Raw genomic sequence first — 25663 nt, 5'->3', positions numbered from 1 at the left:
CTGAGAAGCTATTTATCGACTTGCAGAAAACAATATGTATCTGCAAGCCTAGCCCTTGAGTTATTATTCAAAAATCAGCTGCCTGATATATTCATTTCAGATGAGGCTGAATAGTTACAATCTATCTGTGTGAATTTAATGCGACTTATGCAATCATCTAATAAAGTAGTGATATAAATTAACAACTTCGAGATGCTATGAAAAAGTACCAACAAAAATCTATTATAGCCGTTCTAACCGGAGTGTTAGTTTTTATAACTGGCTGTATTATTTTACTTAATTTTGCAGCGCAGCAATTAACAGCACAAACAAAGTCAGATGCTGAGTATATTCTCACTCATGTAGAAGGTGCAATTGCAGAGCGGCGTCGAATACTTACCCCATTAAATAAGCTTGCGTTTAAACAGTGTGACAACACAACTCTTCTTGAGATGCGCCGCGCTTTATTTGACGCAAAATATGTAATTGATATAGGTTTTTTTAAAGATAATCAGCTAGTTTGTACTACGGGTGCAGGCTTATTAAGTAAACCAATTAACGACAAACAGCCTGACTTTATTCGAGATGATGAACAGGTGAGGGTTCGTTTTGAGCCAGAGCTTTATCTATTATTATTTAGTGAGCGCCCTATGGAGGTAATTATAGTCAGACAAGGGGACTATAATTTAATTATGCAGAGTACTCCCTTTACCAACATTGGCATTACTGTGCCAGATTGGGAAGTTGTTTATAAAACACCAAATACTTTGCATCATTTAGCAGGTAAAGAGGATCTCTACCTTCAAGTAAAAAACAATGTTTTCTTTCCTTACGAAACTAATTTAGTTTGCAGTTCTACAAGTAGTCAATATTGTGTGGTAGTGCACTTACCTTGGAGTCTGTTTTTTTCTAATAACCACTTATTAATAATTTCGTTAATTTTAACCTGTTTAGCGGGAATATCGAGTGCGTTAATAGTTGATGCAAGAATTGCTGCACGTCGCTCTATTAATCAGCGTATTCGTAAAGGACTCAAAAAGGGATCATTTTATTGGACTTACCAGCCTATTATTTGTTTGCAAAGTGGCAAGCTGATTGGTTGCGAGGTACTTGCACGTTTTGAAGATAAGTACGGTGTTTTATTTCCAGATGAGTTTATTCCGGTTATTAGAAAAAACAATTTAACCTGGACTTTTACTGAGGCCATGATTGCCACTACAATCAAAGAGCTAACCTCTATAGAGGTATTGCCTGAAGGCTTCAAAGTGTCGCTTAATATATTTCCGTGTGATGTAGAGCTGGGTAACGTGTCGTTGCTGCCACAAATTACAGAGCTTACCAATTCACGCTTTATTATTTGTTTAGAGATAACTGAAGACGAATACCTTGATACAAGCATCGCGCATGCTCATTTTAGAACCTTGGTTGAATCGGGATTTAACTTATCATTAGATGACTTTGGTACGGGTTATTCGAATTTAAGAAATTTACAAAATTTGAGCTTTCATCAACTTAAAATTGATCGTACGTTTGTTCAAGATATAACAACTGAGGGCTTAAAAGCCTCTATGATCCCGAATATTATGGAACTTGTGCATAAGTTTAATTATACCTGTGTAGCAGAAGGAATTGAAACCACTGAGCAAGAAGCCATTTTAAAAACAGCGGGTGTGCATTACGGACAAGGCTGGAAGTACGGTAAGCCCATGACTGCGTCTAAATTTAAAAATTATATAACTAGTCAGCATTTTTAGATCTCAGCTGCCATACTAAACGTATCGGTATGAAATTTATAAATATTAGGTTTATTATGATCAAATTAACATTAAGTGCTTTTGCACTTTTACTACTTAGCGCATGTACAACACAGTACCCAAACCAGCAATTAACAGGTAAGCAGTTCCCAAGCATTAGTGGCGAAAGCTTAGAGCAAAGTTTGGTAACTATACCTAGTGATTTTCAAGCAGATAAAACACTACTGCTCATTGGGTACAAGCAAGACAGCCAGTTTGATATAGACCGTTGGTTAATTGGTTTAGATATGGCAGGTGTTACGCTTCCTACCTACGAACTACCAACCATTGCCGGCATGGCACCACGTATGTTTAGCACATTTATAGACAGCGGTATGCGCAAAGGCATCCCTAAAGAATTATGGGGTGGGGTAATCACTATTTATAAAGATGGCGAGACAGTTCAAAAGTTTACAGGTAATCAAAGCCCAAATAACTCTCGTGTGGTACTTATAAATAGCAGCGGCGAAATTTTATACTTTTATGATCGAGGTTTTTCGGTTGATGCGTTAAATAAATTAAAAGAGACAATAGAATAATTACCCCTAAAGCTTAGTTTACGACAATGTATATTTAAGGTTTTAAGAATTACTAAACTACTAATCCGATCTGTTATTCATTTAATTGCACAGGGTGCAAGTAACAATACAATCGCTGATAAACTTAACATTAGCGACCACACTGTAAAAACACATTTATACAGTGCGTTTAAAAAAACTAACTCACGCAACAGGGTGGAGCTTGCTAATTGGGCGCAGCGCTATATATCTGTTTTGCTGCCAATGGGGAAATAGTTTTTTGAATAAATTTCACTACTCCTAAAGTGACTTTAAGCCCAGCATTGCTGGGCTTTTTTATGTTTTTAAAAAATATAAACTATGCTTTTTTATACGGATGAGTTTTAAGCCAGTGCTCGGCTATTTGCTCGCGCGTGGCAAACCAAACCTGATCATGCGAGCGGGCATATTCTAAAAACCGTGCTAATGCTTTTATTCTTCCGGGTCTGCCAATTAAGCGGCAATGCAAACCTATTGACATCATTTTTGGGGTGTTTTCACCTTCTGGATCGCCTTCCTCGTATAGCGTATCAAATGCATCTTTTAAATAATTATAAAACTGATCGCCAGCATTAAAACCCTGCACGGCAGCAAAGCGCATGTCGTTTACATCAAGCGTGTAGGGCACTATTAACTGTGGTTTACCTTCTTTAATACTGTAAAAAGGTAGGTCGTCGCTGTAATCGTCGGCATCATATAAAAACGAGCCATTTTCTACCACAAGGGCTGCTGTGTTAGGGCTTGTGCGCCCTGTATACCAGCCTTTGGGCTTTTTACCGGTAAGCGTTTGAATCATCTCAATGGCTTGTTGCATGTGCTCGCGCTCGGTTTGCTTATCTATATTTTGATAATTAATCCAGCGCAGGCCATGGCTTGCAATCTCGTGCCCTGCTTCAACAAAGGCTTTAGCTACATCGGGGTGGCGCTCAAGGGCCATCGCCACTGCAAAAATGGTGACCGGTATATTGTATTTTTTAAATAAACGCAGTAGCCTCCACACGCCCGCGCGCGAGCCATATTCGTAAATAGACTCCATGCTTATATGGCGGTCTTCAACATGCGGGGCACTGACTATTTCTGATAAAAACGTTTCAGCGGCTGCATCACCATGCAGCACGCAGTTTTCGCCGCCTTCTTCGTAATTTAATACTACTTGCACGGCAATACGTGCTTTATTGGGCCAATTTGCATGGGGTACATCTGGACCATAACCAATTAAATCGCGCGGGTAGTTTTTAAATTGCTCGCTCATTTTATTGCTCCTTTTTAAGTGCTGTGAGCCAAGCGCCTAGCGTTTCGCGCTCTGTGTCTGTCATTTTTGTCATATTGGCCAGTGGCATATCTTTGGTTATAACCGCGCGAGTATGAATAAGCGTGCTGGATTTTTTTACATCACTAATAGAGTCGAGCTTAAAGCCTAGCGGCGCTGTTTGAAAAAGCTTAGAGGTGGGTGTTTCGCTGTGACACCCAGTACAGTGTTTGCTAATTATATCCCACGCTTGTGCGTCGGTAATACTTGCTTGTAAAGGCGCGCTTTCGCCTGCATTTGTTGGTGTACTGGGCCACGGAGCTATTGCCAACATAAGAGCAAAAAATGCTGCAATACCACTTATAAGTACTGAAGGTTTATTAACGCCTTGATGTTTTAAGTTAAAGTAATGGCGTATCCACATACCAATACCAAACAGCGCAATTAAAATAAGCCAGCCAAAGTTGTGGCTATACGTGTAAGGAAAGTGATTGCTAAGCATAATAAATACTACAGGTAATGTGGCGTAGTTATTATGAATAGAACACAGCTTTGCCTTTAAACCTGGCGCTGAATCAGGGATTCTACCAGCTTCTACTTCACTCACCATGTAGCGCTGCCCTGGCATAATAATGTGATACACATTACCCACCATGCACGTGCCAATAAGTGCACCTACATGAATATACACAGCGCGGTCGCTAAATAATTGATCAACCCCAAAAGTCCACAGAGCTAATAAACCAATAACTACAGCAATAAACACTTTGCCGTTTTCAACCAGCGGGGTTTTACACAATAAACGATAAACACCATAACCTAAGCCAATAAAACCAAGGGATGCGCCAATAGCTGCAAATTTACTTAGCTCACTTTTACTGTTATCAATTAAGTACACATCGGCGCCAACATAATAAAGTAAGCTAAATAGTAATATACCGGTGATCCAGGTTGTGTACGCTTCCCACTTAAACCAATGCAGGGTATGAGGCATTTGTTCAGGGCCATTTTGATACTTAGCCACTTCGTAAAAGCCACCGCCATGCACGGCCCATAAATCGCCTTTTATGCCTTTATCTATTTTCCATTGCGGTGGTGTTTGTAGGTTGTTATCAAGCCATGCAAAATAAAATGAAGCGCCAATCCAGGCTATACCAGCAATAACATGAAAATAACGCAGTACTAAATGAGCAAGCTCAAATAAATAGTTTTCCATAACAGTTAAGCCTTTCTAATACCGGTGAGCGGGTGTCTGAAAATTGATTGTTATCATCGCGCTTATACACACTTTTACCCATAATGTAGGTTTGCTCAACGCAGCGGTCGTCGCCTAACATCATCATTGCAAATAGTTTTTCATGTAGGGTTTTGGCATGTTGTATTCTAAATTTTAAAAACGAAGTTGCCGAACAATCCATTACAATAAAATCGGCTTCACAGCCGGCTTCAAAATTACCAATTGTCCCTTCTAAATCGAGCGCTCTAGCACCGCCGAGTGTTGCTAAATACAGCCCCTTAAATGCTGAAAACTTTTGACCTTGTAACTGTTGGATTTTGTAAGCTTCGTTACCTGTTTGTAGCATAGAAAAGCTTGTTCCTGCGCCTACATCGGTACCCATGCCTACGTTTATGCCGTGCTCTTCACAGGCTTTTAAATTTAAAAGTCCTGAGCCTAAAAACAGATTTGAGGTAGGGCAGTGCGATATAGCCGCATTGTTATCTGCAAGGCAGCAAAGCTCGCGCTCAGATAAATGAATACTATGGGCAAATACCGAGCGTTTGCGTACCATCTTTGCTTGCTCGTACACGGCTAAGTAGTCTTCGGCTTCTGGAAATAACCCTTTTACCCATTCGCACTCGTCTTTGTTTTCAGATAAGTGTGTATGCAGGTAGGTGTCTGGGTATTCTTCAAGTAACTGAGTGCATTTTTGTAATTGCTCAGGGGTTGATGTAGGGGCAAAACGCGGTGTAACTGCGTAGCTTAGTCTGTCAACATTGTGCCATTTCTCTATTAGGGCTTTGGATTCGTCATAGCTTGTTTGCGCGCAATCAGATAAGTCGTCAGGACAGTTACGGTCCATCATTACTTTACCGGCAATCATCCGTAAATTGCGCTTTTGTGATTCTTTAAAAAACGCATCAACCGATTGCGGGTGCACAGTGCCAAATACAAGGGCAGTGGTTGTGCCATTGCGCAGTAGCTCGTCTAAAAAGCGATTAGAGATCTCTTTTGAATAATGCTTACATGTAAACTTTTTCTCTGTCGGAAACGCATACTCGGTTAGCCAACTTAGCAGTTGCTCGCCGTACGCCCCCACCATTTCGGTTTGTGGTAAGTGTATGTGGGTGTCAATCATACCAGGCATAACCAGTTTGCCATCGTGGCGGATAACACGCGCTGATTTATCAAGCGTAGGTAATATGTCTTGCTCGTAACCAAGTTTAACTACTTTGCCGTGCTTGATAACTAATGCGCCTTTTTCAAAAAAACGATGGGCGCTTTCGCCAGCAATGGCAGGGTCGTCAATAAAGTCGAGTATATCGGCACAAACTACTGTTAAGTTATTATTGTTTTGCGTGCTCATTATTAGCTACCTCTGTATGTAGAGTAGCCAAACGGGCTAAGCAACAATGGGATATGATGATGTTTAGTATCTTGTAATCTAAACGTTATTTGTGCCTCTGGGTAAAACGCAGGGGTAGGTTGGTTTTGGTAATAACTATCTAAATCAAAGACTAGCTTATAGGTTGCAAATTCTACTTCTGTATTTAGCCAGTCGGTAATTCGCCCATCGGAATCGGTTTTGCCTTGGGTTAGTTGTACCCATTCGTTATTTGTAAGTTTAAATAGCTTAACAGCAACGTTTGCTGCTGGTTTTCCGGTGCTGGTATCAAGTATATGGGTGGTTATAGGGCTTTTGCTCATACTTTTATTCATAGCAATGACTCCAATCTTATTTTTGTTATTTTGGCTTGTTCGCCCGCGGCTATATTTAGCTCTGTACTGCGGGTGTTGTGTATGCGCTGCTCTATGAGTTCAAGCATTTGTTCGGCCGTTTTACCGGTGGCGCACACAATAAAAATAAAGCCAAACTTGCTCAGGTACTCTTTATTAAGAACGATCATTTTGGTAAGTACGGCTTCGTTTGCTTTGCTCATACCCGATTGCTCATGCCCCGCTTTTTGTGCGGTAGCAGCGTATTTTTTGCTAAGGGTTGATAAGTCACCTATTTGCGGGTGGCCTTCAAAGGCAGCTAAATAGTCGCTCTCGTCAAGGCTATCCCATATGCTTTTTGCGCATTCAAACAGCTGTTGAGCACTTTTAAATGGCATTGCTTTTACCATGGCTGCCACCCAGTTAGGGGCCGCGCAGCAATGCTCAAGTGCTTGTTTTGCTTGTGCATCATTTAGCGTATTTATTTGTAAGCTACTCATGCGCCTACTTCCTCCTGCGTGGTGCTAATTAAGGCATTTTTTAGTGTGCGCCACTGCAAGCCTTGGCGTTTTGGCGCTTGGGTTTGCATAGCCTGATAAAGGGCAATTAGCTGTCCACTAATCGAAATAGCCACTTCCATTGGTAATTTGCCCGTAATATTTTTAAGCCCAACAGGGCAGGTCATTTGTTGTATTTGATCGGCTGTAAAATCGCGATGGGCTAGGCGTTGTTTAAAACGTTTTGCTTTAGTGTCAGAGCCAATAACGCCCAGCCAATTGGCATCAGCGCGTTTAATAATGGCTTGGGTGAGTGCAAAGTCGAGCTGGTGGTTATGGGTCAATATTAAGTAGTTATTAGCTTTAGGCGCACGCTTTACTTGTTCTGTTGGCTCTTCATCAACCACTTTTACTACATTAGTTGGCATAGCCTGTGGGAATACATCTGCGCGGCTATCTATCCAGCGTATGCGAATAGGCAGTTGTGCCAATATACCAATAAGCGCTTGTGCTACGTGGCCTGCGCCGTAAATATCTAAAGTAAAGCGCTCGCATTGCATGCATTCAAGCATAACGGTGGCAGCCCCGCCGCAGCACTGGCCTAAATTTGCACCTAGGTTAAATTGCTCAATTACTTGGGCGGCTTCGCCTTTGGCAAGTAGTTCGCGGGCTTTTTCTATTACTACGTATTCAAGGTGGCCACCGCCAAGAGTGTCGTAAATATGCTCGCCGCTTATTACCATTTTAGAGCCTGTGCCGCGAGGGGTTGAGCCATTTGTGCCAAGTACCGTGGCAATTACATAATTAGTGCCGCTTTGTTCGTGCTCGTTTATAGCCTGCGCCCAGTTTTGCGTATGAAAACCCTGAAACGACTCATTTAAATTAGTCATGTTGATGCTCCTTAAACCAGCTAGCGGTTTGCTCAATTGCATTTAATACACGCTCAGGGGTTGCGGGTGTATCCAGTGGGGCGGTGTATTTGTAATCAGCCACACTGCTTATTGCATTACGAATAGCGCTCCATACACTAAAGGCCAACATAAATGGCGGCTCGCCTACGGCTTTTGATCTAAACACGGTGGTTTCTGGATTTGCTGAGTTATAAAGATTGACGTTAAATTCGGCAGGGGTATCGCCAATGGCTGGTATTTTGTAGTTGGCTGGGCCAAAGCTTGCAAGCTGGCCTTTATCATTCCATTGTAAGTCTTCGGTTGTTAGCCAGCCCATACCCTGCACAAAGGCGCCTTCAATTTGGCCTATATCAAGAGCTGGATTAATTGAACTGCCTACATCGTGCAGTATATCAACGCGAGTTACCGTGTTTTCGCCAGTTAGGGTATCTACTTCTACTTCGCTGAGTGCTACGCCGTGAGCGTAGTAAAAAAACGGACGGCCTTCGCCTTTGGCTCTATCGTAATGAATTTTTGGTGTGGCGTAATAACCGGTAGATGAAAGCGATATACGATTCATGTAAGCAAGATTTGCAAGTTCGCTAAAGCTAATTTCCCCTTTACTAAAAGTAATGAGGTTATCTTTAAATACAACAGTGTTGCTGTCTACTTCAAAGTGCTCGGTAATAAAATCAATTAAGCGCTCTTTTATTGTGTTTACTGCATTTAGCGCCGCCATACCGTTTAAGTCGGTACCGCTTGAGGCCGCTGTTGGCGAGGTATTTGGCACTTTGTCGGTACGGGTAGCGCTAATACTTACCGCGTCAAAATCGACCCCAAAGCCATGGGCTACAATTTGCGCAATTTTGGTGTTTAACCCCTGGCCCATTTCGGTGCCGCCATGGTTTAAATGTATAGAGCCATCGCTATATACATGCACTAATGCACCGGCTTGGTTTAAATGTTGTACCGTAAACGAAATACCGTATTTAACCGGCGTCATCGCAAGGCCTTTTTTTATAATAGGTGACGATACGTTAAATGCTTTAATAGCCTCTTTACGTGCCCAGTAGTCACCCGACTCCTCAAGCTGAGCAATCATATCTATTAAAATATGTTGCTCTACGGTTTGATGATACGGCGTGGTATCGCGGCCTTTTTTATATAAATTAAGTTTTCGGATCTCAAGCGGATCTTTACCTAATTTGGCGGCTATATCGTCCATTATTAGCTCGCCCATAATCATTCCTTGCGGGCCACCAAATCCTCTAAATGCGGTATGGCTTACGGTATTTACTTTACAGCGATTACCTTTAATTGTGGCGGCTGGGTAGTAGTAGGCGTTATCGGCATGAAACATGGCACGGTCTACAATTGCATCTGATAAATCTGGCGAGTAGCCACAAAACCCATTTACGGTAATGTCGGCACCTTCTATTAAGCCATTTTCGTCAAAACCGACATGATAGTGATTATAAAAAGGGTGGCGCTTACCGGTTAATTTAAAATCGTCGCTGCGGGCTAGGCGCATTTTTACTGCGCAGCCAAGGTGGTAAACCGCAAGAGCTGCAAGGCATGCCCATGGTGCGCCTTGGGTTTCTTTGCCGCCAAAAGCACCGCCCATACGGCGGGTTTCTACGTTTACAAAGCTAAATGGCTTTTTTAAAATTTTAGCAACTAAGTGTTGAACCTCAGTAGGGTGTTGCGTAGAGCACTGAACATGAATGCCCCCGTCGTTATCAGGTTGCGCCAGCGCTATTTGCCCCTCAAGGTAAAAGTGTTCTTGCCCGCCTATGTTTATTTCGCCTTTAAGCTGGTGGGCTGCGTTATTAATGGCGTGTTCGCTGTTACCACGGTTAAGTGAATGGGGCGGCCTCACCCAATGCTCTTTGCTAATGGCTTCTTTAATATCAAGTATGGGTGTAGTTTGCTCGCACTCTATAACCACTAAACGTGCAGCGCGGCGCGCTATTTCATAGGTGTCGGCAACGACAATTAATACAGGTTGTCCGTGGTATTGAATTTCATGACTAGTGAGTAATACGTCACCTGGAAATACCGGGCCAATATCTAATTTACCCGGAACATCATCAGCCGATAAAATACGTTTAACGCCTTCAACTGCCAGTGCGTGACTTGTATCTATTGATTTAATAAAGCCGCTTGTAACAGGGGCGAGCACTGGGTAAGCATGTAGGCAGCCGTATGGCTCCGGGTTATCGTCGGCAAAATTTGCACTGCCACAAACTTGTTTAATAGCGCTTTCGTGATATTTAGATTGCCCAACGCTACCACCTTGGGCTTTTAGTTTATCCATTTCAAAGTGACGCATGTGAGATCCTCGTAATGGCAATGTTGTTATTGTTGCGTGCTTGCGGCTCACAAAACTCAATACCAATGCGTTGTAATAAGTTTTTGCTTACCGTGGTGCGGTAATGCGCACTGCTTCTTACATCGCTCATGGGCGTAAAGTCATCGTTAATAGCCGTTGCTGCGTCTATAAAACTACTTACTTGTAATGATTGAGATATCAGCTTTTGCTCAATATGATGTGCGCGTTTAGGAATAGCAGCCATACCGCCCATAGCGCAGTGGGCTTGAGTAATCATGTTTTGTGAATGCTCTATAGCAAGCACCAAACACACGGTAGATATATCGTCTTCAAAGCGTTTTGATATTTTATGACACGCCAGTTTTAGTGACTCTGGGCGCTTTGGGATGGTGAACTTACTAATTACTTCATCGCTTTTAAGAACTGTTTTTTTATAATCAATAAAGTAGTCGGCAACTTTAATAGTGCGCGTACCAGCGCTGCTTAATAAATCCATTGATGCATTAAGAGCGATTAAAAGGGGAGCGGGATCGCCAATCGGAGAGGCATTCCCTATGCTGCCACCTAGTGTGCCGCTGTTACGTACTTGGCTTGATCCTAAGCGTTCAAATAGCTCTTTTGACTCTGGGTAATGGTTATAAAATGCCTCAACAAATTGGCTATAAGGTAGCGCTGCACCTATGTGTAACTCACCGTTATTATCTGCCAAGGTGCAAAGATCCTTTACTTGGCTAAGGGAGATAATTACATCTGGTAAGAGCATGTTTTGGCTAAGCTCAATGGCAAAGTCGGTGCCACCAGCAACTAAATATGCATAAGGATAAAGCGCTTTTAGCTCAACAAGTTGCTGGGCCGTTTGTGGTAAGTAAAATTTGCGAGGACCATTTTTTAAAAATGGAATATCGTCATCATATTGCGTATTAAGTGATGCTTTAAATTGAGCGGCCATTGCTGAGTACGGTTCAGCTTTACGTTCATAGCTATAGGCTTTTTCGGCTGCAAGTAATATAGGGCTATAACCTGTACAACGGCATAAGTTACCGCCAAGTGCATGAATAACCGCTTTTTTACCAGGGTACGTTGGCTCATTAATATAAAGAGCCAACAAACTCATTATTATACCGGGCGTACAAAAACCACATTGCGAACCATGACACTCCACCAGTGCACGTTGTACGGGGTGTAAATCGGTTAAGTTTGGGTATAAACCAGTAGTCACAGCTTCTACCGTTACTATATGTTTTGCATGCGCATTACCTAATAACAATAAACAGCTGTTCATTGTTTTGTATTGCCAACTAGCTTCCCCGTTTGCATTTATACGCTCTTCACCCACTAAAATTGTGCACGCGCCACAGTCGCCAGTTGCACAGCCTTCTTTGGTGCCCACTTTCCCTTTTTTGGTGCGAAGCCAGTCCAAAATGGTGAGACTTGGCGAGCATTCTTGTACTTCAATTGGTGTGTTATTTAATAAAAATTGAATCACACAGACCCCCTTAATTTTTATAAAGCCCTGATACATAAAGGCTTGGCGTATGTTTTTTCTTGTTGTTTGCGCACGGGTAACAAAAATACTTTTTAATCTTTAATTAGCTTATTGCAGTTACTATGCCATTGTTGACCGCTTGGTCAGTTAGTGGTTCAGAGCGGCAAAATTGTGGAGGTGTAGGTAATAACGGCGTAGCCTTAAAAATAAAGCTCGGTAAAGTGAATGCTTTTAATATGTGGATCCAAAGGTGAAAATGGTGCTGGTAAAAACACATTAATGAAAATGCTTTATGGTGTGGTTAAACCTGACCAAGGGGACATGTTTTTTATAATGAATATAAAAGAACTTGCTGATACGCGCGATTTAGGAGCATGCTTGCGGATCGAATTGTAAAAACGCCAACACGTTATGGTATGTTATTAAAAACACATAAACATTTGAATAATCTAAATTAATTATGTTAAATTACGATAAAAAGAAGATACGGACTTAGCTTTTATGGACTCTAAAATTGATTTTTCTACCTACACTTTAGATGAGCTTTACTCATCAGCGAGAGCTATAGATCGCGAAGCCTACCCAGAACGAGCAAAAGAAATAGACGACTTAATTGAAACGCGAGAAGCACAGAACCCATCTGAAAATATTGTATCAAAAGTAGCAGGAGAAAAAGCAACGCGCTCAGATAGGCTAGTGGCTGCTATTGTTGATGGCGTTTTAGGTGTTGTTTGTTTTATACCTGTATTCATACTCGTAGGGTTTGATAATTTAAGCCAACCAACGCTTACTTTATCTGCAAGTTTGCTAGGTTATGGCATATTAAGCACGTTAGTGCTTCATGGTTACCTTATGTACCAACGCGGACAAACAATTGGTAAATCTTTAATGTCTATCTGTATTGAAAATTTAGATGGTACACAAGCAAGCTTTACTACAATTTACTTTAAACGCATGCTTTGTATGCAACTATTATCACTTGTCCCTTCGGTAGGTCAGTTTATAGCTGGTTTTGTTAATCCATTATTTATATTTGGAAAAGATAAACGATGTTTACATGATCATTTAGCGGGAACAAAAGTGAGTTATGTAGATTAATCAGGATATTAATTATGGCAGCTTTGCCTAGGCAAAAAAAATTACCCGGATTTAAGTTTGATTAGCAAAAGTTACAAAATGGCGTATTTCACTAAATTGTTAATATAATTTAAAAAACCTTACCGATTTTTTTTGACTAGTAACCAAGGATGATTATGAAAAACAACACACAGCTAATTTTAGCACTAGCGGCTTCTTTAATTTGTTACTCAACATATATTATTCATTGGTTTTCTTACCGCAGCGAAAATCAATGAGGTGATAAATGAGAATGTTTATAAAAACAAACGAGTTTGATAAACTGGCAAGGCGTTACGCATGTATTAAATGTGGTACTTGGGTGAGCATAAAAGCCCAAAGCTGTAAGCAGTGCCAGCATAGTTTTACTAACAATGATAAAAGCTCAATGCAAACACTCTATAATCAAAATAAAGAGCAAAACTGGCAACATACAATATTGCCTATTATTTTTGTGATATTGGTAATAGCTTTATTGCTCATTTAATTTTTGCTTAAATTTTAAAAAGTGCTCGACTGCAACTCTGTAACAAAACCTCTCTGTACTTTAACGTGTAAAAACTATCCATAATTAAAATAATTACTCTTGTTAATCCTTCACTAAATATCACATAGCTAACGTTTTTTAATAAATGAAATAAGCTTATAAATTTCAGTTACTTAAATTGTGGGTTTATTTATATTTACTCAGTTTTTTGGCACGTAAGTTGATACAACTCCTAATAAACTTTAAAAAGGAATTACCATGACTGCTGAATACTTTATGGTACTAGGGTTACTCGGTGTTGCATTTTTTGCTGTTGCAGGGGCATTGCTTGGGTATGAAAAAAACATTAGTGGCTTTGGCGTCGTAGTGGTTGCAACCGTTACTGCACTAGGGGGCGGTACCCTCAGAGATATACTTTTAAACAAACCGGTATTTTGGATTGCAACCCCAGAGTATTTATATTCAACCTATGGGGCCGTTATAGCAACAATTGCCTTTATTCGATATTTACCGCGCGTTAATAACTACTACTTTTTATTGGTAGACGCTGTGGGTATGGCGCTATTTAATATTATGGGGATAGAAAAAGCACTCATTAATGGCTCCGGTATGGTGGTCGCAATTACCATGGGTATCACTACAGGTATATTTGGTGGTTTAATACGTGACGTAATTTGCCGTGAGGTACCAACTGTTATGCGCAGCGAACCTTACGCCTCTGCGTGTTTAGCGGGTGGTGCAGTTTATGCTGCTTTATTTAGCCTTAATGTAGATTACATTTGGTGTATTTTAGGCTCATTTTTCACGACTATTTTTTTAAGATTAGGCTCTTTGCATTGGGGTTGGCATTTAACTATTTTCAGAAAAAAAGACTTCAGAGATCAAAGCGACTAATTTTAGATACGAGTAGCCCGCGTTTGCATGCGAGACGCGTAATTATCTTCATCAAGAATGGTAAAACCCAGTCGTTTATAAAGTTTTAATGCTTCCTAATAATAGCCCTAATGTTTATATTTTTAGGGCTATAGCGCTTTTAATTAGATACAACTAAAACAATCGCATAGAGTTAAACATGCTGGTTAAATTAACAAAGACATTACTATCTTTACAGTACTACCAATACCCAAGTGCTTTCCACCAAAGCCCGCCAATAATTCCCCATACACTTAAATTAATAACGCTCATTATAAGGCCCATTACCCACCAGTCTTTTAACGATACATAGCCTGAGCCAAACACTATGGGTGATGTGCCTGTTGCGTAATGCGTTAACGACATCATGAGTGATGAAGCGCCAGCTAACAGTAAACCTAAAAATAAAGGCGGAGCGCCAAGCGCTAAACCTGCGGCGTAAAATGCGGCAAACATAGCAGTGATATGTGCTGTGGTACTGGCAAAAAAGTAATGAGCGTAAAAATATACAGCTACCAATATAATGGCCGATACAATCCAGTCAAAGCCCAGTTGCGCAATGTTGCTCTCAACAAGTGTTGAAAACCACGTTACCAAACCTAGTTTATTTAAAAAAGTGGCCATCATTACTAATGCTGAAAACCAAACAACGGTATCCCACGCAGACTTTTCTTTAAGTACATCGTCCCAACTTAATACACCAGTCACTAATAAAACCGACAAACCTAAAAAAGCCACTGCGGTTGTGTTAACTGCGTAGTCAGCCCCTAAAATCATTGCAGGTACGCCGGCCCATAAAACAAGCAGCATAGCAAAAACACCCACCATTATTTTTTCGCCATAACTCATTGGGCCCATTTCAGTTAATTTAGATTCTGCGTAGGTTTTAGCGTCGGGAGTGCTTTTAACTTCAGGTGGGTAAATGGCATAAACAACCAAAGGCACAAGGGCAATACATAGCAAACCAGGGACAAGCGCAGCGAGTGCCCACGTACTCCAAGTAATACTAATATTTGCACCGGTAGCATCAGCAATCAGCTTTACAATTAGCGGGTTTGGCGCAGTTGCCGTAATAAACATAGCTGATGTAATAGGGTTTATATGGTAGCTCACTAAAGCAAGGTAGTGCCCAATTTTACGAGAGGTGCCTTCCTCAGGGGACGAGCCAAAGCTTGTTGCTATCGACTTCATAATTGGGTGAATAATAGCGCCGCCTCGCGCGGTATTACTTGGCGTTACAGGCGCTATAACAAGTTCAGAAAGTGCGAGTGCGTAACCAATACCAACTGTTTTTTTACCAAAAAGAGAAATAAAATTATAGCCAATACGATTTCCCAAACCAGTTTTAGCTAAACCCCGAGAAATAATAATAGCAATACCAATCAACCAAATTAATGAATTAGAAAAGCCACTTAATGCATCTTTAATAGCGCCAGATGGGCTGTCATTAGTTACGCCAGTTAACGCAACAGAGGTAATAGCTAAAATAGCAATGGCGCCGATTGGCATTGCTTTACCAATAATGGCAACTACAGTACCAATAAATAAAGCGAGCAAATGCCATGCGTTTTCGGTAACACCTTGCGGAGGCGGTACAGCAAACCAAAGTAGTAAAACAATGGCTATAGAAATCAGTCCAGAGGTAACTCGAATATCAGTACCCTTCATTAAAAATGTCCCTAAGTTTTAGAAATACATGCATTCTGTTTATTGAAAAGGCGACGTTATTCTACTTCATTTAATAATAAAAAAGATGACGCACATCATATGAATATTAGACTTATTTGATTTTATTAATAAAGAGGTAATAAATCATAAACTAAAGTGATTGATTACATTACCCTATGAGAGCTTACGTTGTGCTTAATCAACTCTTATATTTTTAAGAGTTAGCTTGAATTGTTTTATCGACTAGCAAGGTCTTTGTAAGTCTTAACGAATACCTGGAAATACAATGAACTTAAAATTAACCAACAACGTGATTACTTTTTTATTAGCGAGTAGCTTTTTGTTACTTGGCTTATCGTTTGCGTTAGGAGCAAACCCTAATACGTTAACGGCTACGTTTAGTTTTTATGGCGTTGATTCGCTAATGTCTGTATCTGCATTAGGTTTGATTAGTGGCTCATTTATGGTTGCTTTAGCGTTTGCCACCGTGCTCGCTCGCCTTAAATTAATGAAACCTACACCAGCACTTTTACTTGCAGCAATTATAAGTTTAGTAGCATTACTTACCTTGTTTGCCAGTAACCGTTGGATGGCTCAACTTGGCGGCTTTCCAATCATTGGTAGTGGGCAGGGCATAATTAAATACTTTGCTGTAGTGCCTTTGTATTTGTTTTTATTTTATAAAGACAAACTTACCGACAAACAACACGTACTTTTAAACTTTATACCGGTTGCCATGGTTTTATTGTGGATTGGCGGCATGAAGTTTTATGAGTTTGAAGCAAAAGGCATTGTAAGTTTAGTAGAAACCTCACCGTTTATGTCGTGGTTATACACGGTATTTAGCGTACAAGGCGCGTCTAACGTGATTGGCGGGTTTGATGTGTTATTTGCTGTGTTATTGGGCTTAGGGCTATTTTTAAATAATAAAAAGCTAATTATTGTAAGTGGCTTAGCGTGTTTAAGCGTATTTATGATGACCCAAACATTCTTAATTACTGCAACCGGTGCATTTAGTTCTTCCACTTTATTGGAGCGCTTAGGGCAGTTTGTAATTAAAGATCTTTGGTATATAGCCAACCTTGTTGTTATTGCTTTTGTAATGGTTTTTAAACCGGCTAAATAAAGAGGACGTCATGATCAGTTGCAACCAATACGATTACATCGAAATTGCCTGTATGCACCATTTAAGCATTGAGCTTATATTAAAAAATGGTGATGGTGTATGTGGCGTAGCAACTGACACAAAACGCAATGCTAATAGAGACGAATGCATAGTTGTTAATGTAAATAGCGAGTTGAAACTCATTGTGCTAACTACAATCAGCGTACTTAAAGCGCATGAGAAAAACCCATACTTTGACCATGTGAATTTCGAAGTAAAGTAAATACCTCACTCATTCGTTTTTATCATAAATATCTCTAGCGAGTCTGTATCAATCAATATGTTTATGGCTCGCTTATCTAACCAATGCTTTAGCTAATTACACGCTAAATACACGCTAAATACATAAAGCCAAAATTTACCTATTACTTTCTTTTGTTCTTTACTCGAGTTTTTCCACCGAACAAGTCTAAACGCCAACTATTAAGCGTATAAAAATGCTAAACCAGTATAAGTAAGCCTCAATAAGCCTTAACTAGCGCTTAGTATCCGTACGTTTGTTAATTATGGTCGTAAAAGGTAGCTACATAAATAAAGCTAACTTACAGAGCCAGCTGTTTAAATAAACAGCTGTTTAAATAAACAGCTGTTTTAATTTTGTCCGATAACATCATTAAAAATCGTTTTGGTGAAAAATAACAAAGACCTTTTTATTACATGCCTAATCACTTGTTTACATTAAAGTTATTTAGTGGAATTATTAAACAATGTAATATACGCCGTTCTGGGGTGTTATAACCCCCCAAAGTGGTGTCTAATAAGCAGATTAGTTTTAAATCTGACCAAGGAGTAGGTTTCATGAAAAAGCTCATATTACTAAGCAAAACCTCAATATTGTTTTGCTTAGTATCAAGTAGTGCCTTTGCTACGCCTAAGGTAAATATAAATACTGAGTATTACTCAATACATGGTTCAACGGCTAATGAGCTAAGAAATGAAATGAATACTAAAAGCTCTATTAAGCAATCGGGAAACACCTACGATGCTTATACTTCTTGGTTTGTTAATTGGCGCTTTAACTGGAATGAAAGTAATGGTCTGTGCTCTATGACGAGTGTTAAAAGTACTGTCAAAGTTAATTTCACTCTTCCCAAGTGGGAGAATAGTAATAGTGCAGAGGTAAACCTAAAAAAGCGTTGGGCACATTATTACAATGCACTAATTGCTCACGAAAATGGCCATAAAGACTTTGGTATTAATGCAGCTAAAGAGATTGAAAATCGTCTGTCAGTTTTAGCAGCAAAAAATTGCTCTAGTTTAAAAAGTAAAGCCAATAGTCTTGGTAAAAAGATTATTGATAAATACGTAGTGCTTGAAAAAAAGTATGATAAAAATACTAATCATGGAATGAAAAATGGGGCTGTATTCCCATAAAACATAACAGCACGCCCAGAGGTGGACAGCAAGCACCAAAGCTCACTTTTCACCGCAAATTTTAATAGTGGTGATCCCTTACTTTTTAATGCTGTTAAGTAAGTTGATTCGTCGTAAGGCGTGTGTGTTTTCCAGCACCTAAATAGTATTCGTATCCACTTAAATGCCAATGAACTGATGATGGTATTATGAGGCTTTCCTATGGTTTCTTGTTGCCAACTATCGTGGTCAATTAACGGTGCTTTAGCCTAAAATAAATAACGCACAGGTAATCCAGCCCATTCTAGAAAGAGTAAAAAAGACAACCATACTAAATTTCCAGTAATACCTCCCAAAATGCCAATTAAAACAACAGCTAACTCTTTTTATATTCCACGTAAAATACAGTAAAAGATTGAACCAAAATAGGAACTCAGCTATGGTTTGTTTATCAATAAAAACAAATAAAAAAACGAGTTAATTTACAGGCTCGTTATACGGTCTGAAACTTATGAATCATGCGTCTATAGAACGATCTTACAATAATCTTTTAAAAGACTTAGCAGATATCAATTTAATTCAGCAAGTAGCGAATGCTGCATTTAAACGAGAGTTCGATATTCTCGATGAATTTGAAAAGAGTAAATCACCTAATTCTGTCGTAGGCAGTTATGCTTTTGGATTTGATAATCCCTTTTCAGGTGAAGTAGAAAAATATGCGTTTCGTAAAACGAGTCTTTCTGACTTAAAAAGTTTAACTCTTAAACAAAAAAATAATCAGTACTGTTGGCTGTTGTCGAATGCATTTGAAAAATTCGAAAGTTATGTTAAGCGTTCATATGAAATGTTAACTACTAAAACAGCGCCAAGGGACTTAAAAACAACGTTAACATATTTCAGTAATAATTACCCTTTGTTAAATGAAAACGAGAAAAGTAATAAGTGTAATATTCACCTAAAAATTGCAGTTCTATTAGTAGAAAAACTAAGGCATGCAATTGTACATGAGCAAGGTTGTATATTAGATTCTAAAGCATTTATTAATAAAGTTATTAAACAATCTGGTATCAATAATGATCGACTTGAGCACGAAAAATTTATTCAACAATTTATATTTGATGGGAAAGTTTATATCATTGAGCTACCAATAGTTGATGGGGATTTGTTACCTCGTTATCATGATATATATCGGCATTTAGTAAGTTATTTACTAGCGTATGCTTATTTAATAAAAGAGCACACAGAGCCTAGTGTAAAAACCGTATAACAACACATCCTGATGTGGACGACTAGTAAAATTCAGCCATTAATTGCAAGTTTTAAAAGGGGTGAGCCTCTTCGTTTTCCACCACCTAAATACAACCTTTATCAATTTGAATACCAGCGATCTAATAATAAATTGCGCTATCCCACTTATTTTCACTTCAGCGATATCATCAAACGCTCGCAATTTCCCTTAAAACCAATACCTAAAAAAAATAACTATGGGAGGTCCTGTAGTCAAATAACAATATTTTAGTAAACGCTAGTTCATATTACGTCACGTAATATCCATACAGAACTTTAAGTTAAACATACGTTCGTGCAGCGTTCCCATTTTTATTTGACTCAATTTATTGGATATTCTTTTTATGAAATTAAAGTTATTTATCGCAATTATTTTTAGCACTTCGATGTCGTCTTACGCGACAGAAGCAGTAGATAAAACGCAGTTTTCATTCGAAGACTTAAAAGCCCTAGCAAAAGCTTCAGCCGAAAAGCCCTATACGCCAACTGCAGTACCAGCCCCTGAGCTTATCGATAAAATTACGTATGACGAACATTGGAAAATACGCTTTAAAGAAGATGAAACCTTATACCCAAGTGGAAAAAAGGCGCCAGTACAATTATTTTACCCTGGGCGATATTTTCCTGAGCCAGTAAGTATTTACATCAGAGACGATAAAAATCAGGTTCAAAATGTGCCTTTTAGTAATGATGTTTTTGATATGCCTGATGACAGCCCTGCTCACGATCTCCCAGAAGGGTTTGGATTTGCAGGCTTTAGAATAATGCGCCCAGATATGAAACCAGATTGGATATCTTTTTTAGGTGCGTCTTATTTTCGTACCGACGGGCCAGAGGGGCAATATGGACTGTCGGCTCGAGGTATTGCAATTAATACGGGCATGAATCAGCCAGAAGAATTTCCGCGCTTTTCTGCATTTTGGATTGGCCCCGCAGAGAAAAAAGGTGAAAGTGTGTCTGTTTGGGCATTGCTTGAAGGGCCTTCTATCACTGGTGCTTATCGGTTTGGTTTAAGTAAAGATAACAAAGAAGCTAAAGGCCATATCACCTCAGTGAGCGCTAATTTGTATATGCGCGCCGATGTTGAACGCTTAGGTGTAGCACCGCTAACTAGTATGTATTGGTACTCACAAAAAGATAAAACAGAAGCTAAAGACTGGCGCCCAGAAATTCACGACAGTGATGGACTGGCTATTCACACAGGATCGGGTCAATACGTTTGGCGCCCATTAAATAATCCTCAGTCGGTGTCGACCAATAGTTTTATTGATGAGAACCCAAAAGGGTTTGGCTTAATCCAAAGAGATCGTGACTTTAATAACTACCAGGACGACGGCGTATTTTACAATAAGCGTTCATCAGCGTGGATTAAACCTACTGACGATTGGGGCAAAGGCGCAGTACAGTTAATCGAAATTCCTACAAAAGATGAAACGTTCGACAATATTGTTGCCTACTGGGTGCCCGAAAAAGAGGCGCGCAAAGGTGATGAGTTTACCTTTTCTTATGATATTGAATGGCGTCCACTCGATCCAAAATCAAAAAACCTTGCAAGCGTTGTAAATACTCGCCAAGGCTTAGGCGGAATTCCCGGCCAGCCTATTCCTGAAGGCGTTAACAAGATGGTGATTGATTTTGAAGGTCCAGTATTTAAAGGCTTAGATAACAAAAGTGGTATAAAGCCGATTGTTGAAGCCAGCAACGGTGAAATACTAGAACCTATTGGAGTTTATCCGGTAGTTGGTACAAACCAATGGCGATTAGCGTTTGACTACAAACAAGCTAACAACAATCCGGTGAACATACGCGCGTATTTAGTTGATAAAAATGATGAAGCTATAACTGAGACATGGGTAAGTGATGCAAAGGTAACGATTAAATAAGACCTTAAAGTAACTGTTTAGCATATTGTTCTTAAATGAACTCAGGCGCTTTTTATCCTTGTTCTTTTTAATGCTTGGCTTTATGTATGCTTTAATTAAATTTATAATTCAAGCATACAAATTACGTGCATAAAAAGTAATGGATATAAATTTTAGTGGAACTTAATATGACATTTTTAAAAAATGTAAAGCAACAAGCGGCGACTAAAACGCCTTCTGAATTAGAGCGTTTATGGCAGCGAATTGAAAAACATACTAAGCGTAACGCAAACTTTGATATTAAAAAGCAGATCCTGTTTTCTCAATTTCAAGAACAAGTAGAGCACCATGAGCAAATTCAAGCTCAAATGATTGCAGAACAAATTATTCATTTTAGTAAGTTTATCCAACGTAAAAGCTTAACTATTGAACAGCGTAATGAACTTGTGGATTGGATAAATGAAGATTTAGATTATTTGTCAGAACATCCATTCATTGGCGAGTTGAATGTTGAGGAAGTGTCTCAAGTTTTTCAATCTTACCTAAATAAGTATAACCAAGATACGGTTAGTACAATCCCTTCTTCAGAGTTAAACATATTACGTAATATGTTACAGCAAGATTTCCCCGGTTTAGAATTAACAGATGACGAACTGAGAGAAATAACAGCTGATCCTTCATTGCTTTATAAGCACCTTGACGAGCAAGGTTTTGGTGAGGAGAAAGATGATGAAGCGTTTAGTGCAGATAATATGCACTATGAACAAGATGAAGATTGGGATGACTTTTTTGACCAACACGAGCGATTTGATCGCGATGAAATTAAACAACAAAAAAACAACTCAAAATTAGAAACGTTATTTAAAGGCTCGCAGCTAAACAAAATGTATAAACGTTTAGCATCTAAGTTGCATCCAGATAAAGAATCTGATCTTGCAAAAAAAGCAGAAAAACACGAACTAATGCAACAGTTAGTACAAGCTCGAAAAGAGAAAGACGGTTTTACTTTATTACAACTTTACATAAGCCATTTTGACGACGATGTCGATTTTGACGAAGAAACCAAAGCAAACTTAATTCCGTTACTGCAAAATAAAATAATCGAGCTAAATGAACAGCATCGGCAACAAAAAGAAAGTAATGACCAATATACAATTGTGTGGCGTAAGTTTAATGGTCGTAGTAAAGCGCAAATTAAAGATAATTTTGTAAACCATTTAGCGGCGCTAAATAATGAATGTGATGAAATTGCTAAACGTTTAGAGTATTGCACTACGGTTAAATCACTTAAAGAAGAGCTTAACAACCGAATTATGAATAAACGTCATATGCCCATGTCTTTAGAGGCGGCTCTGGAAAACATGTTCAATTTTTGATGAATTAACAGTGACGCCAGCCTAAGTTTTTTCATTAAGTTAGAATGGCTGTCCTGTTTAGCTGTTTCTTTACGCTGCGGCAACTGTATTGCCTTGTTCATAATGTAGAAAAGCTGCAAAACGCGATGTATTAAGAAAGATAAGCCCTTAGTACCTCAATAAAGTCACTCAAACACCAGTGTTCCCTTCTAAAATACTAATTTAAACAACACCGAACACTTTTTGTATTTTACGTAAAATACAGTAAACGATTGAACCAAAATATGAACTCGGCTATGGTTTATTTACCAATAAAAATAAATAAAAAACGAGTTAACCTGCTGCTTGTTAGCTGTTTCGAGGGATTGCATGTTTTTTTTTGAGTAAATTATTTTGTTGGGAGCGAGGTAGGCAAAAGTCAGGCTACGATAAAATGTTGATTTGTGGTGCTACGTGGCCAATTAAATTTGATACTTACTTGCTTAAATTCCCACAAGGAAGTGAAATATCACCACACACAGACAAAGTTGAATCTGGTAAACACTATCGATTGAATATAGTGCTTAAAGAAGCAGATTTGGGTGGTGAGTTTATTTGCAGTAATCCGATATCTGAAACAAAGCGGGTTAAGCTATTCCGCCCTGATGTAAGTGAGCATCAGGTATCAAAAGTTATAAAAGGTAATAGATATTTACTCAGCATTGGGTGGATAAAAGGGAGCGCTAAATGCTAGATTTAAGACCTAATTGTGAATGTTGTGATAAGAATCTACCTGCACAGTCCACAGAGGCTTTTTATTTGTTCATTTGAATGCACATTTTGTTTTGGCTGTGCTCAAACGGTATTAAATAACGTGTGCCCAAACTGCTCAGGTAATTTGGTTCAGCGGCCAATTCGCCCTTTGGCTGCACTAAAAAATTACCCAGCATCGACTAAGCGGGTATTAAACGAAAATGGTTGTGCGCCAAACATATAAGAACATAAAGTATAATAATTACATTTCTGGGTATGGAGATCTGATGAGAAAATCCTTTGAATTTACTGTTAAGTCAATCAAAGTTAAAATAATTAACACTTGGTTTAGTGGTGCTAAATTATATGTAAATGGTGACTTACGAGATACTGACAAAACTTTGTTAGCTATTAGGAATAATACTTTACTATCTGCAAATTTAGGTGAGTTGGGTGTTCTAGAAATCAAGCCATTATCGGGTTTAATTACCGTCGAAATGGATGCATATTTGGTTAATGGTACAAACATTCAACATGTATATAGCTCACATAAACGCCTTAGCCTAAAAGAGCAAAGGGCAGCCCGATAAAGCTACTTTAAATAACGTATATTCCTGCATTTACCTGCCTTCAGTAATAACCTCCAAATGACTTTGAGGAGGTTTAAGCCCCTAAGCATACCAAGTTAATATACTTGGTTTACTCGATTACCTTAAAATCACTCACACTCTTTCACATAAAGTAAAAGCGCGCTGTACATTACACTGAGTGCCTTTGTTACATCGCTGTCGATAACCGCTTCTGCTGGGTGATGGCTTATACCGCCAGGGCTGCGTATAAACAACATGCCCACGGGGCAAATTGGAGCGATTGCCATTGCATCGTGCCCTGCGCCTGAGGCAAGTGAAGGCGATGCTTGGTTATTGAGTTTACATGCGCTTGAAAACAAATGCTGAATTTTAGTGTCGCACGCTACGGCATCGGCGGCATGCGTCCATTGCCAATCAAGCGTTAAATTGCGTTTGCTTGCTATAGATTGTGCGCTGCTTTGTATGGCGCTTAGTAAGTTAGCGAGATCGGTGTCGCTTTGTGCACGTGCGTCTAGGCTAATGGTCGTTTTACCTGCAATCACGTTTGTAGCCCCAGGGCGAGACTGTATTTGCCCTACGGTGGCAACTTCGCCATTTTTAGCATTACTTGCTAGTTTTTCAATTTCGGTTACTAATTCAGCGCAGCCTGCTAACGAATCCTGACGTAAATTCATAGGGGTTGTACCCGCATGACCGCTTTGCCCTGTTAGGGTAAGCATGGCGCGTTTTGCTCCTGCGATTGCAGTTACAACCCCTAACGCCTGATTAACCGATTCGAGTACAGGACCTTGTTCAATATGAGTTTCCCAGAAACCTAGTAATTCGTTTTTGTTTAGTGCGGCCTTTGCGTAGTCGTTAGGGTTTAGGCCAAAGTCGAGCATGGCTTGGCGCATAGTTATGCCGTTTGTGTCTTTAATGTTTAGCCACTGTGGATCAAATTCGTTAGCGAGGGCTTTTGAGCCAATTAAAGTTGTGGCAAAGCGGGTGCCTTCTTCATCGCAAAAGCCCACTACATCTAAATGAAAGGGCAGGTCGAGCTTTAACTTATGTGCAAGCGCTGCAATTTCTATCCCCAGCAGTACACCTAAAATACCATCAAACGCACCTGCGTTTGGTACTGTGTCGAGGTGCGATCCTATAATTAAACGTTTAGCATGTGGTTTTGATGATTTAAGCCGCCCCCAAAGGTTGCCCACTTCGTCTTGCCACGATTGCATGCCTGCCTCAACCATCCACGATACAGTAACGGCGTTACACTCTTTGTGCTCTTTTGATAAGTACACGCGGTGAATACCGCCTTGCATTTGCGATAGTGCGCTGAGGGTTTTACAGCGAGATAAAGCGCGTGTTGTGTATTCATCAGCAAGCTCTTTATCTAATAAAGGGCTGTGTTGTGGGCTTACAATCGTCATGCTAAA

General features: G+C 39.6%; 26 protein-coding genes and 2 pseudogenes. 17 read left to right on the top strand and 11 right to left on the bottom strand.

Features of this window, described 5'->3' with window-relative positions; all coding sequences use genetic code 11:
* Window positions 1–197 precede the first annotated feature (197 nt).
* The 3 genes and pseudogenes from I6F10_RS04170 to I6F10_RS04160 form a co-directional block, all read left to right on the top strand.
* On the top strand, window positions 198–1733 hold the full coding sequence (locus tag I6F10_RS04170) for an EAL domain-containing protein (protein WP_165744472.1): 1536 nt from the start codon (window positions 198–200) through the stop codon (window positions 1731–1733).
* A 56-nt stretch (window positions 1734–1789) separates the two neighbouring features.
* Window positions 1790–2311, top strand: coding sequence for a hypothetical protein (locus I6F10_RS04165; RefSeq protein ID WP_165744471.1), 522 nt, complete (start codon window positions 1790–1792; stop codon window positions 2309–2311).
* A 66-nt stretch (window positions 2312–2377) separates the two neighbouring features.
* Window positions 2378–2566 (top strand): annotated as a pseudogene (locus tag I6F10_RS04160) (response regulator transcription factor); the annotation flags it as partial.
* 82 nt (window positions 2567–2648) lie between these two features.
* Here the strand turns inward: I6F10_RS04160 and puuE are convergent.
* From puuE to xdhA, 8 genes are read right to left on the bottom strand one after another with little or no spacing between them, the layout of a single operon-like run.
* On the bottom strand, window positions 2649–3581 hold the full coding sequence (gene puuE, locus I6F10_RS04155; protein WP_165744470.1) for an allantoinase PuuE: 933 nt from the start codon (window positions 3579–3581) through the stop codon (window positions 2649–2651).
* 1 nt (window position 3582) lies between these two features.
* Window positions 3583–4794, bottom strand: a complete 1212-nt coding sequence (locus I6F10_RS04150) for a urate hydroxylase PuuD (protein ID WP_165744469.1) — start codon at window positions 4792–4794, stop codon at window positions 3583–3585.
* Complete coding sequence (guaD, locus tag I6F10_RS04145) at window positions 4775–6163, bottom strand: guanine deaminase (RefSeq protein WP_165744468.1); 1389 nt, start codon at window positions 6161–6163, stop codon at window positions 4775–4777. The genes I6F10_RS04150 and guaD overlap by 20 nt, the downstream gene beginning before the upstream one ends.
* Window positions 6164–6165: 2 nt before the next feature.
* Window positions 6166–6516, bottom strand: coding sequence for a hydroxyisourate hydrolase (uraH, locus tag I6F10_RS04140; protein ID WP_007378419.1), 351 nt, complete (start codon window positions 6514–6516; stop codon window positions 6166–6168).
* On the bottom strand, window positions 6513–7013 hold the full coding sequence (gene uraD / locus I6F10_RS04135; RefSeq protein WP_165744467.1) for a 2-oxo-4-hydroxy-4-carboxy-5-ureidoimidazoline decarboxylase: 501 nt from the start codon (window positions 7011–7013) through the stop codon (window positions 6513–6515). Before uraD ends, uraH begins: the two co-directional genes overlap by 4 nt.
* Window positions 7010–7900: a xanthine dehydrogenase accessory protein XdhC gene (gene xdhC, locus I6F10_RS04130; RefSeq protein WP_101216337.1), complete on the bottom strand. Its 891-nt coding sequence runs from the start codon at window positions 7898–7900 to the stop codon at window positions 7010–7012. Before xdhC ends, uraD begins: the two co-directional genes overlap by 4 nt.
* Window positions 7893–10232, bottom strand: coding sequence for a xanthine dehydrogenase molybdopterin binding subunit (xdhB, locus tag I6F10_RS04125; RefSeq protein WP_165744466.1), 2340 nt, complete (start codon window positions 10230–10232; stop codon window positions 7893–7895). Before xdhB ends, xdhC begins: the two co-directional genes overlap by 8 nt.
* Window positions 10219–11718 (bottom strand): xanthine dehydrogenase small subunit, encoded by a 1500-nt coding sequence (xdhA, locus tag I6F10_RS04120; protein ID WP_165744465.1) that lies wholly within the window; start codon window positions 11716–11718, stop codon window positions 10219–10221. The genes xdhB and xdhA overlap by 14 nt, the downstream gene beginning before the upstream one ends.
* Window positions 11719–11943: 225 nt before the next feature.
* Between xdhA and I6F10_RS20445 the strand changes: the two genes are divergently transcribed.
* The 4 genes from I6F10_RS20445 (at window position 11944) to I6F10_RS04100 (ending at window position 14215) form a co-directional block, all read left to right on the top strand.
* Window positions 11944–12114 carry an ATP-binding cassette domain-containing protein gene (locus I6F10_RS20445; RefSeq protein WP_165744464.1) on the top strand — a complete coding sequence of 57 codons (171 nt, stop codon included), beginning with the start codon at window positions 11944–11946 and terminating at the stop codon, window positions 12112–12114.
* 105 nt (window positions 12115–12219) lie between these two features.
* A complete protein-coding gene (locus tag I6F10_RS04110; RefSeq protein ID WP_165744463.1) occupies window positions 12220–12816 on the top strand; it encodes an RDD family protein in 597 nt (198 codons plus the stop codon).
* A gap of 265 nt (window positions 12817–13081) precedes the next feature.
* The gene (locus tag I6F10_RS04105; RefSeq protein ID WP_101216345.1) at window positions 13082–13321 is read left to right on the top strand and encodes a hypothetical protein; all 240 of its coding nucleotides are present in this window, start codon (window positions 13082–13084) and stop codon (window positions 13319–13321) included.
* A gap of 258 nt (window positions 13322–13579) precedes the next feature.
* Window positions 13580–14215 (top strand): trimeric intracellular cation channel family protein, encoded by a 636-nt coding sequence (locus I6F10_RS04100; RefSeq protein WP_004334621.1) that lies wholly within the window; start codon window positions 13580–13582, stop codon window positions 14213–14215.
* A 219-nt stretch (window positions 14216–14434) separates the two neighbouring features.
* Here I6F10_RS04100 and I6F10_RS04095 read toward each other — a convergent pair whose 3' ends face one another.
* Window positions 14435–15901: a DASS family sodium-coupled anion symporter gene (locus tag I6F10_RS04095; protein ID WP_039486658.1), complete on the bottom strand. Its 1467-nt coding sequence runs from the start codon at window positions 15899–15901 to the stop codon at window positions 14435–14437.
* 286 nt (window positions 15902–16187) lie between these two features.
* Between I6F10_RS04095 and I6F10_RS04090 the strand changes: the two genes are divergently transcribed.
* The 3 genes from I6F10_RS04090 (at window position 16188) to I6F10_RS04080 (ending at window position 18440) form a co-directional block, all read left to right on the top strand.
* Window positions 16188–17027, top strand: a complete 840-nt coding sequence (locus I6F10_RS04090; RefSeq protein WP_165744462.1) for a DUF417 family protein — start codon at window positions 16188–16190, stop codon at window positions 17025–17027.
* A gap of 10 nt (window positions 17028–17037) precedes the next feature.
* The gene (locus I6F10_RS04085) at window positions 17038–17289 is read left to right on the top strand and encodes a Rho-binding antiterminator (RefSeq protein WP_165744461.1); all 252 of its coding nucleotides are present in this window, start codon (window positions 17038–17040) and stop codon (window positions 17287–17289) included.
* A 575-nt stretch (window positions 17290–17864) separates the two neighbouring features.
* Window positions 17865–18440, top strand: coding sequence for a DUF922 domain-containing Zn-dependent protease (locus I6F10_RS04080; RefSeq protein ID WP_149603516.1), 576 nt, complete (start codon window positions 17865–17867; stop codon window positions 18438–18440).
* 62 nt (window positions 18441–18502) lie between these two features.
* Here the strand turns inward: I6F10_RS04080 and I6F10_RS20540 are convergent.
* Window positions 18503–18655: pseudogene (locus I6F10_RS20540) on the bottom strand (IS110 family transposase); the annotation flags it as partial.
* Between the two features lie 275 nt (window positions 18656–18930).
* Between I6F10_RS20540 and I6F10_RS04075 the strand changes: the two are divergent.
* The 7 genes from I6F10_RS04075 to I6F10_RS04045 all read left to right on the top strand — a co-directional run bounded on the left by I6F10_RS04075 (window position 18931) and on the right by I6F10_RS04045 (window position 24245).
* The gene (locus tag I6F10_RS04075) at window positions 18931–19686 is read left to right on the top strand and encodes a hypothetical protein (RefSeq protein ID WP_121954196.1); all 756 of its coding nucleotides are present in this window, start codon (window positions 18931–18933) and stop codon (window positions 19684–19686) included.
* A 364-nt stretch (window positions 19687–20050) separates the two neighbouring features.
* Window positions 20051–21589 carry a glucan biosynthesis protein gene (locus tag I6F10_RS04070; RefSeq protein ID WP_165744460.1) on the top strand — a complete coding sequence of 513 codons (1539 nt, stop codon included), beginning with the start codon at window positions 20051–20053 and terminating at the stop codon, window positions 21587–21589.
* A gap of 167 nt (window positions 21590–21756) precedes the next feature.
* On the top strand, window positions 21757–22944 hold the full coding sequence (locus I6F10_RS04065; protein WP_165744459.1) for a hypothetical protein: 1188 nt from the start codon (window positions 21757–21759) through the stop codon (window positions 22942–22944).
* A gap of 412 nt (window positions 22945–23356) precedes the next feature.
* Window positions 23357–23656, top strand: coding sequence for a 2OG-Fe(II) oxygenase (locus tag I6F10_RS04060; RefSeq protein ID WP_231619879.1), 300 nt, complete (start codon window positions 23357–23359; stop codon window positions 23654–23656).
* On the top strand, window positions 23650–23733 hold the full coding sequence (locus tag I6F10_RS20535) for a DUF1272 domain-containing protein (protein ID WP_442960857.1): 84 nt from the start codon (window positions 23650–23652) through the stop codon (window positions 23731–23733). The genes I6F10_RS04060 and I6F10_RS20535 overlap by 7 nt, the downstream gene beginning before the upstream one ends.
* Window positions 23696–23899 carry a DUF1272 domain-containing protein gene (locus I6F10_RS20530; RefSeq protein ID WP_442960856.1) on the top strand — a complete coding sequence of 68 codons (204 nt, stop codon included), beginning with the start codon at window positions 23696–23698 and terminating at the stop codon, window positions 23897–23899. The genes I6F10_RS20535 and I6F10_RS20530 overlap by 38 nt, the downstream gene beginning before the upstream one ends.
* 43 nt (window positions 23900–23942) lie before the next feature.
* Entirely contained in the window at window positions 23943–24245 is a 303-nt protein-coding gene (locus I6F10_RS04045; protein ID WP_024596154.1) for a hypothetical protein, read from the top strand.
* Window positions 24246–24373: 128 nt separating this feature from the next.
* On the opposite strand, the gene I6F10_RS04040 is transcribed toward I6F10_RS04045, so the two are convergent.
* On the bottom strand, window positions 24374–25657 hold the full coding sequence (locus tag I6F10_RS04040; protein ID WP_197098472.1) for an allantoate amidohydrolase: 1284 nt from the start codon (window positions 25655–25657) through the stop codon (window positions 24374–24376).
* Window positions 25658–25663 lie beyond the last annotated feature (6 nt).

The sequence above is a fragment of the Pseudoalteromonas sp. SWYJZ98 genome (assembly GCF_015864495.1).
Taxonomy (GTDB): Bacteria; Pseudomonadota; Gammaproteobacteria; order Enterobacterales; family Alteromonadaceae; genus Pseudoalteromonas; species Pseudoalteromonas distincta.
This window is presented reverse-complemented; position numbering and strand designations above follow the sequence as displayed.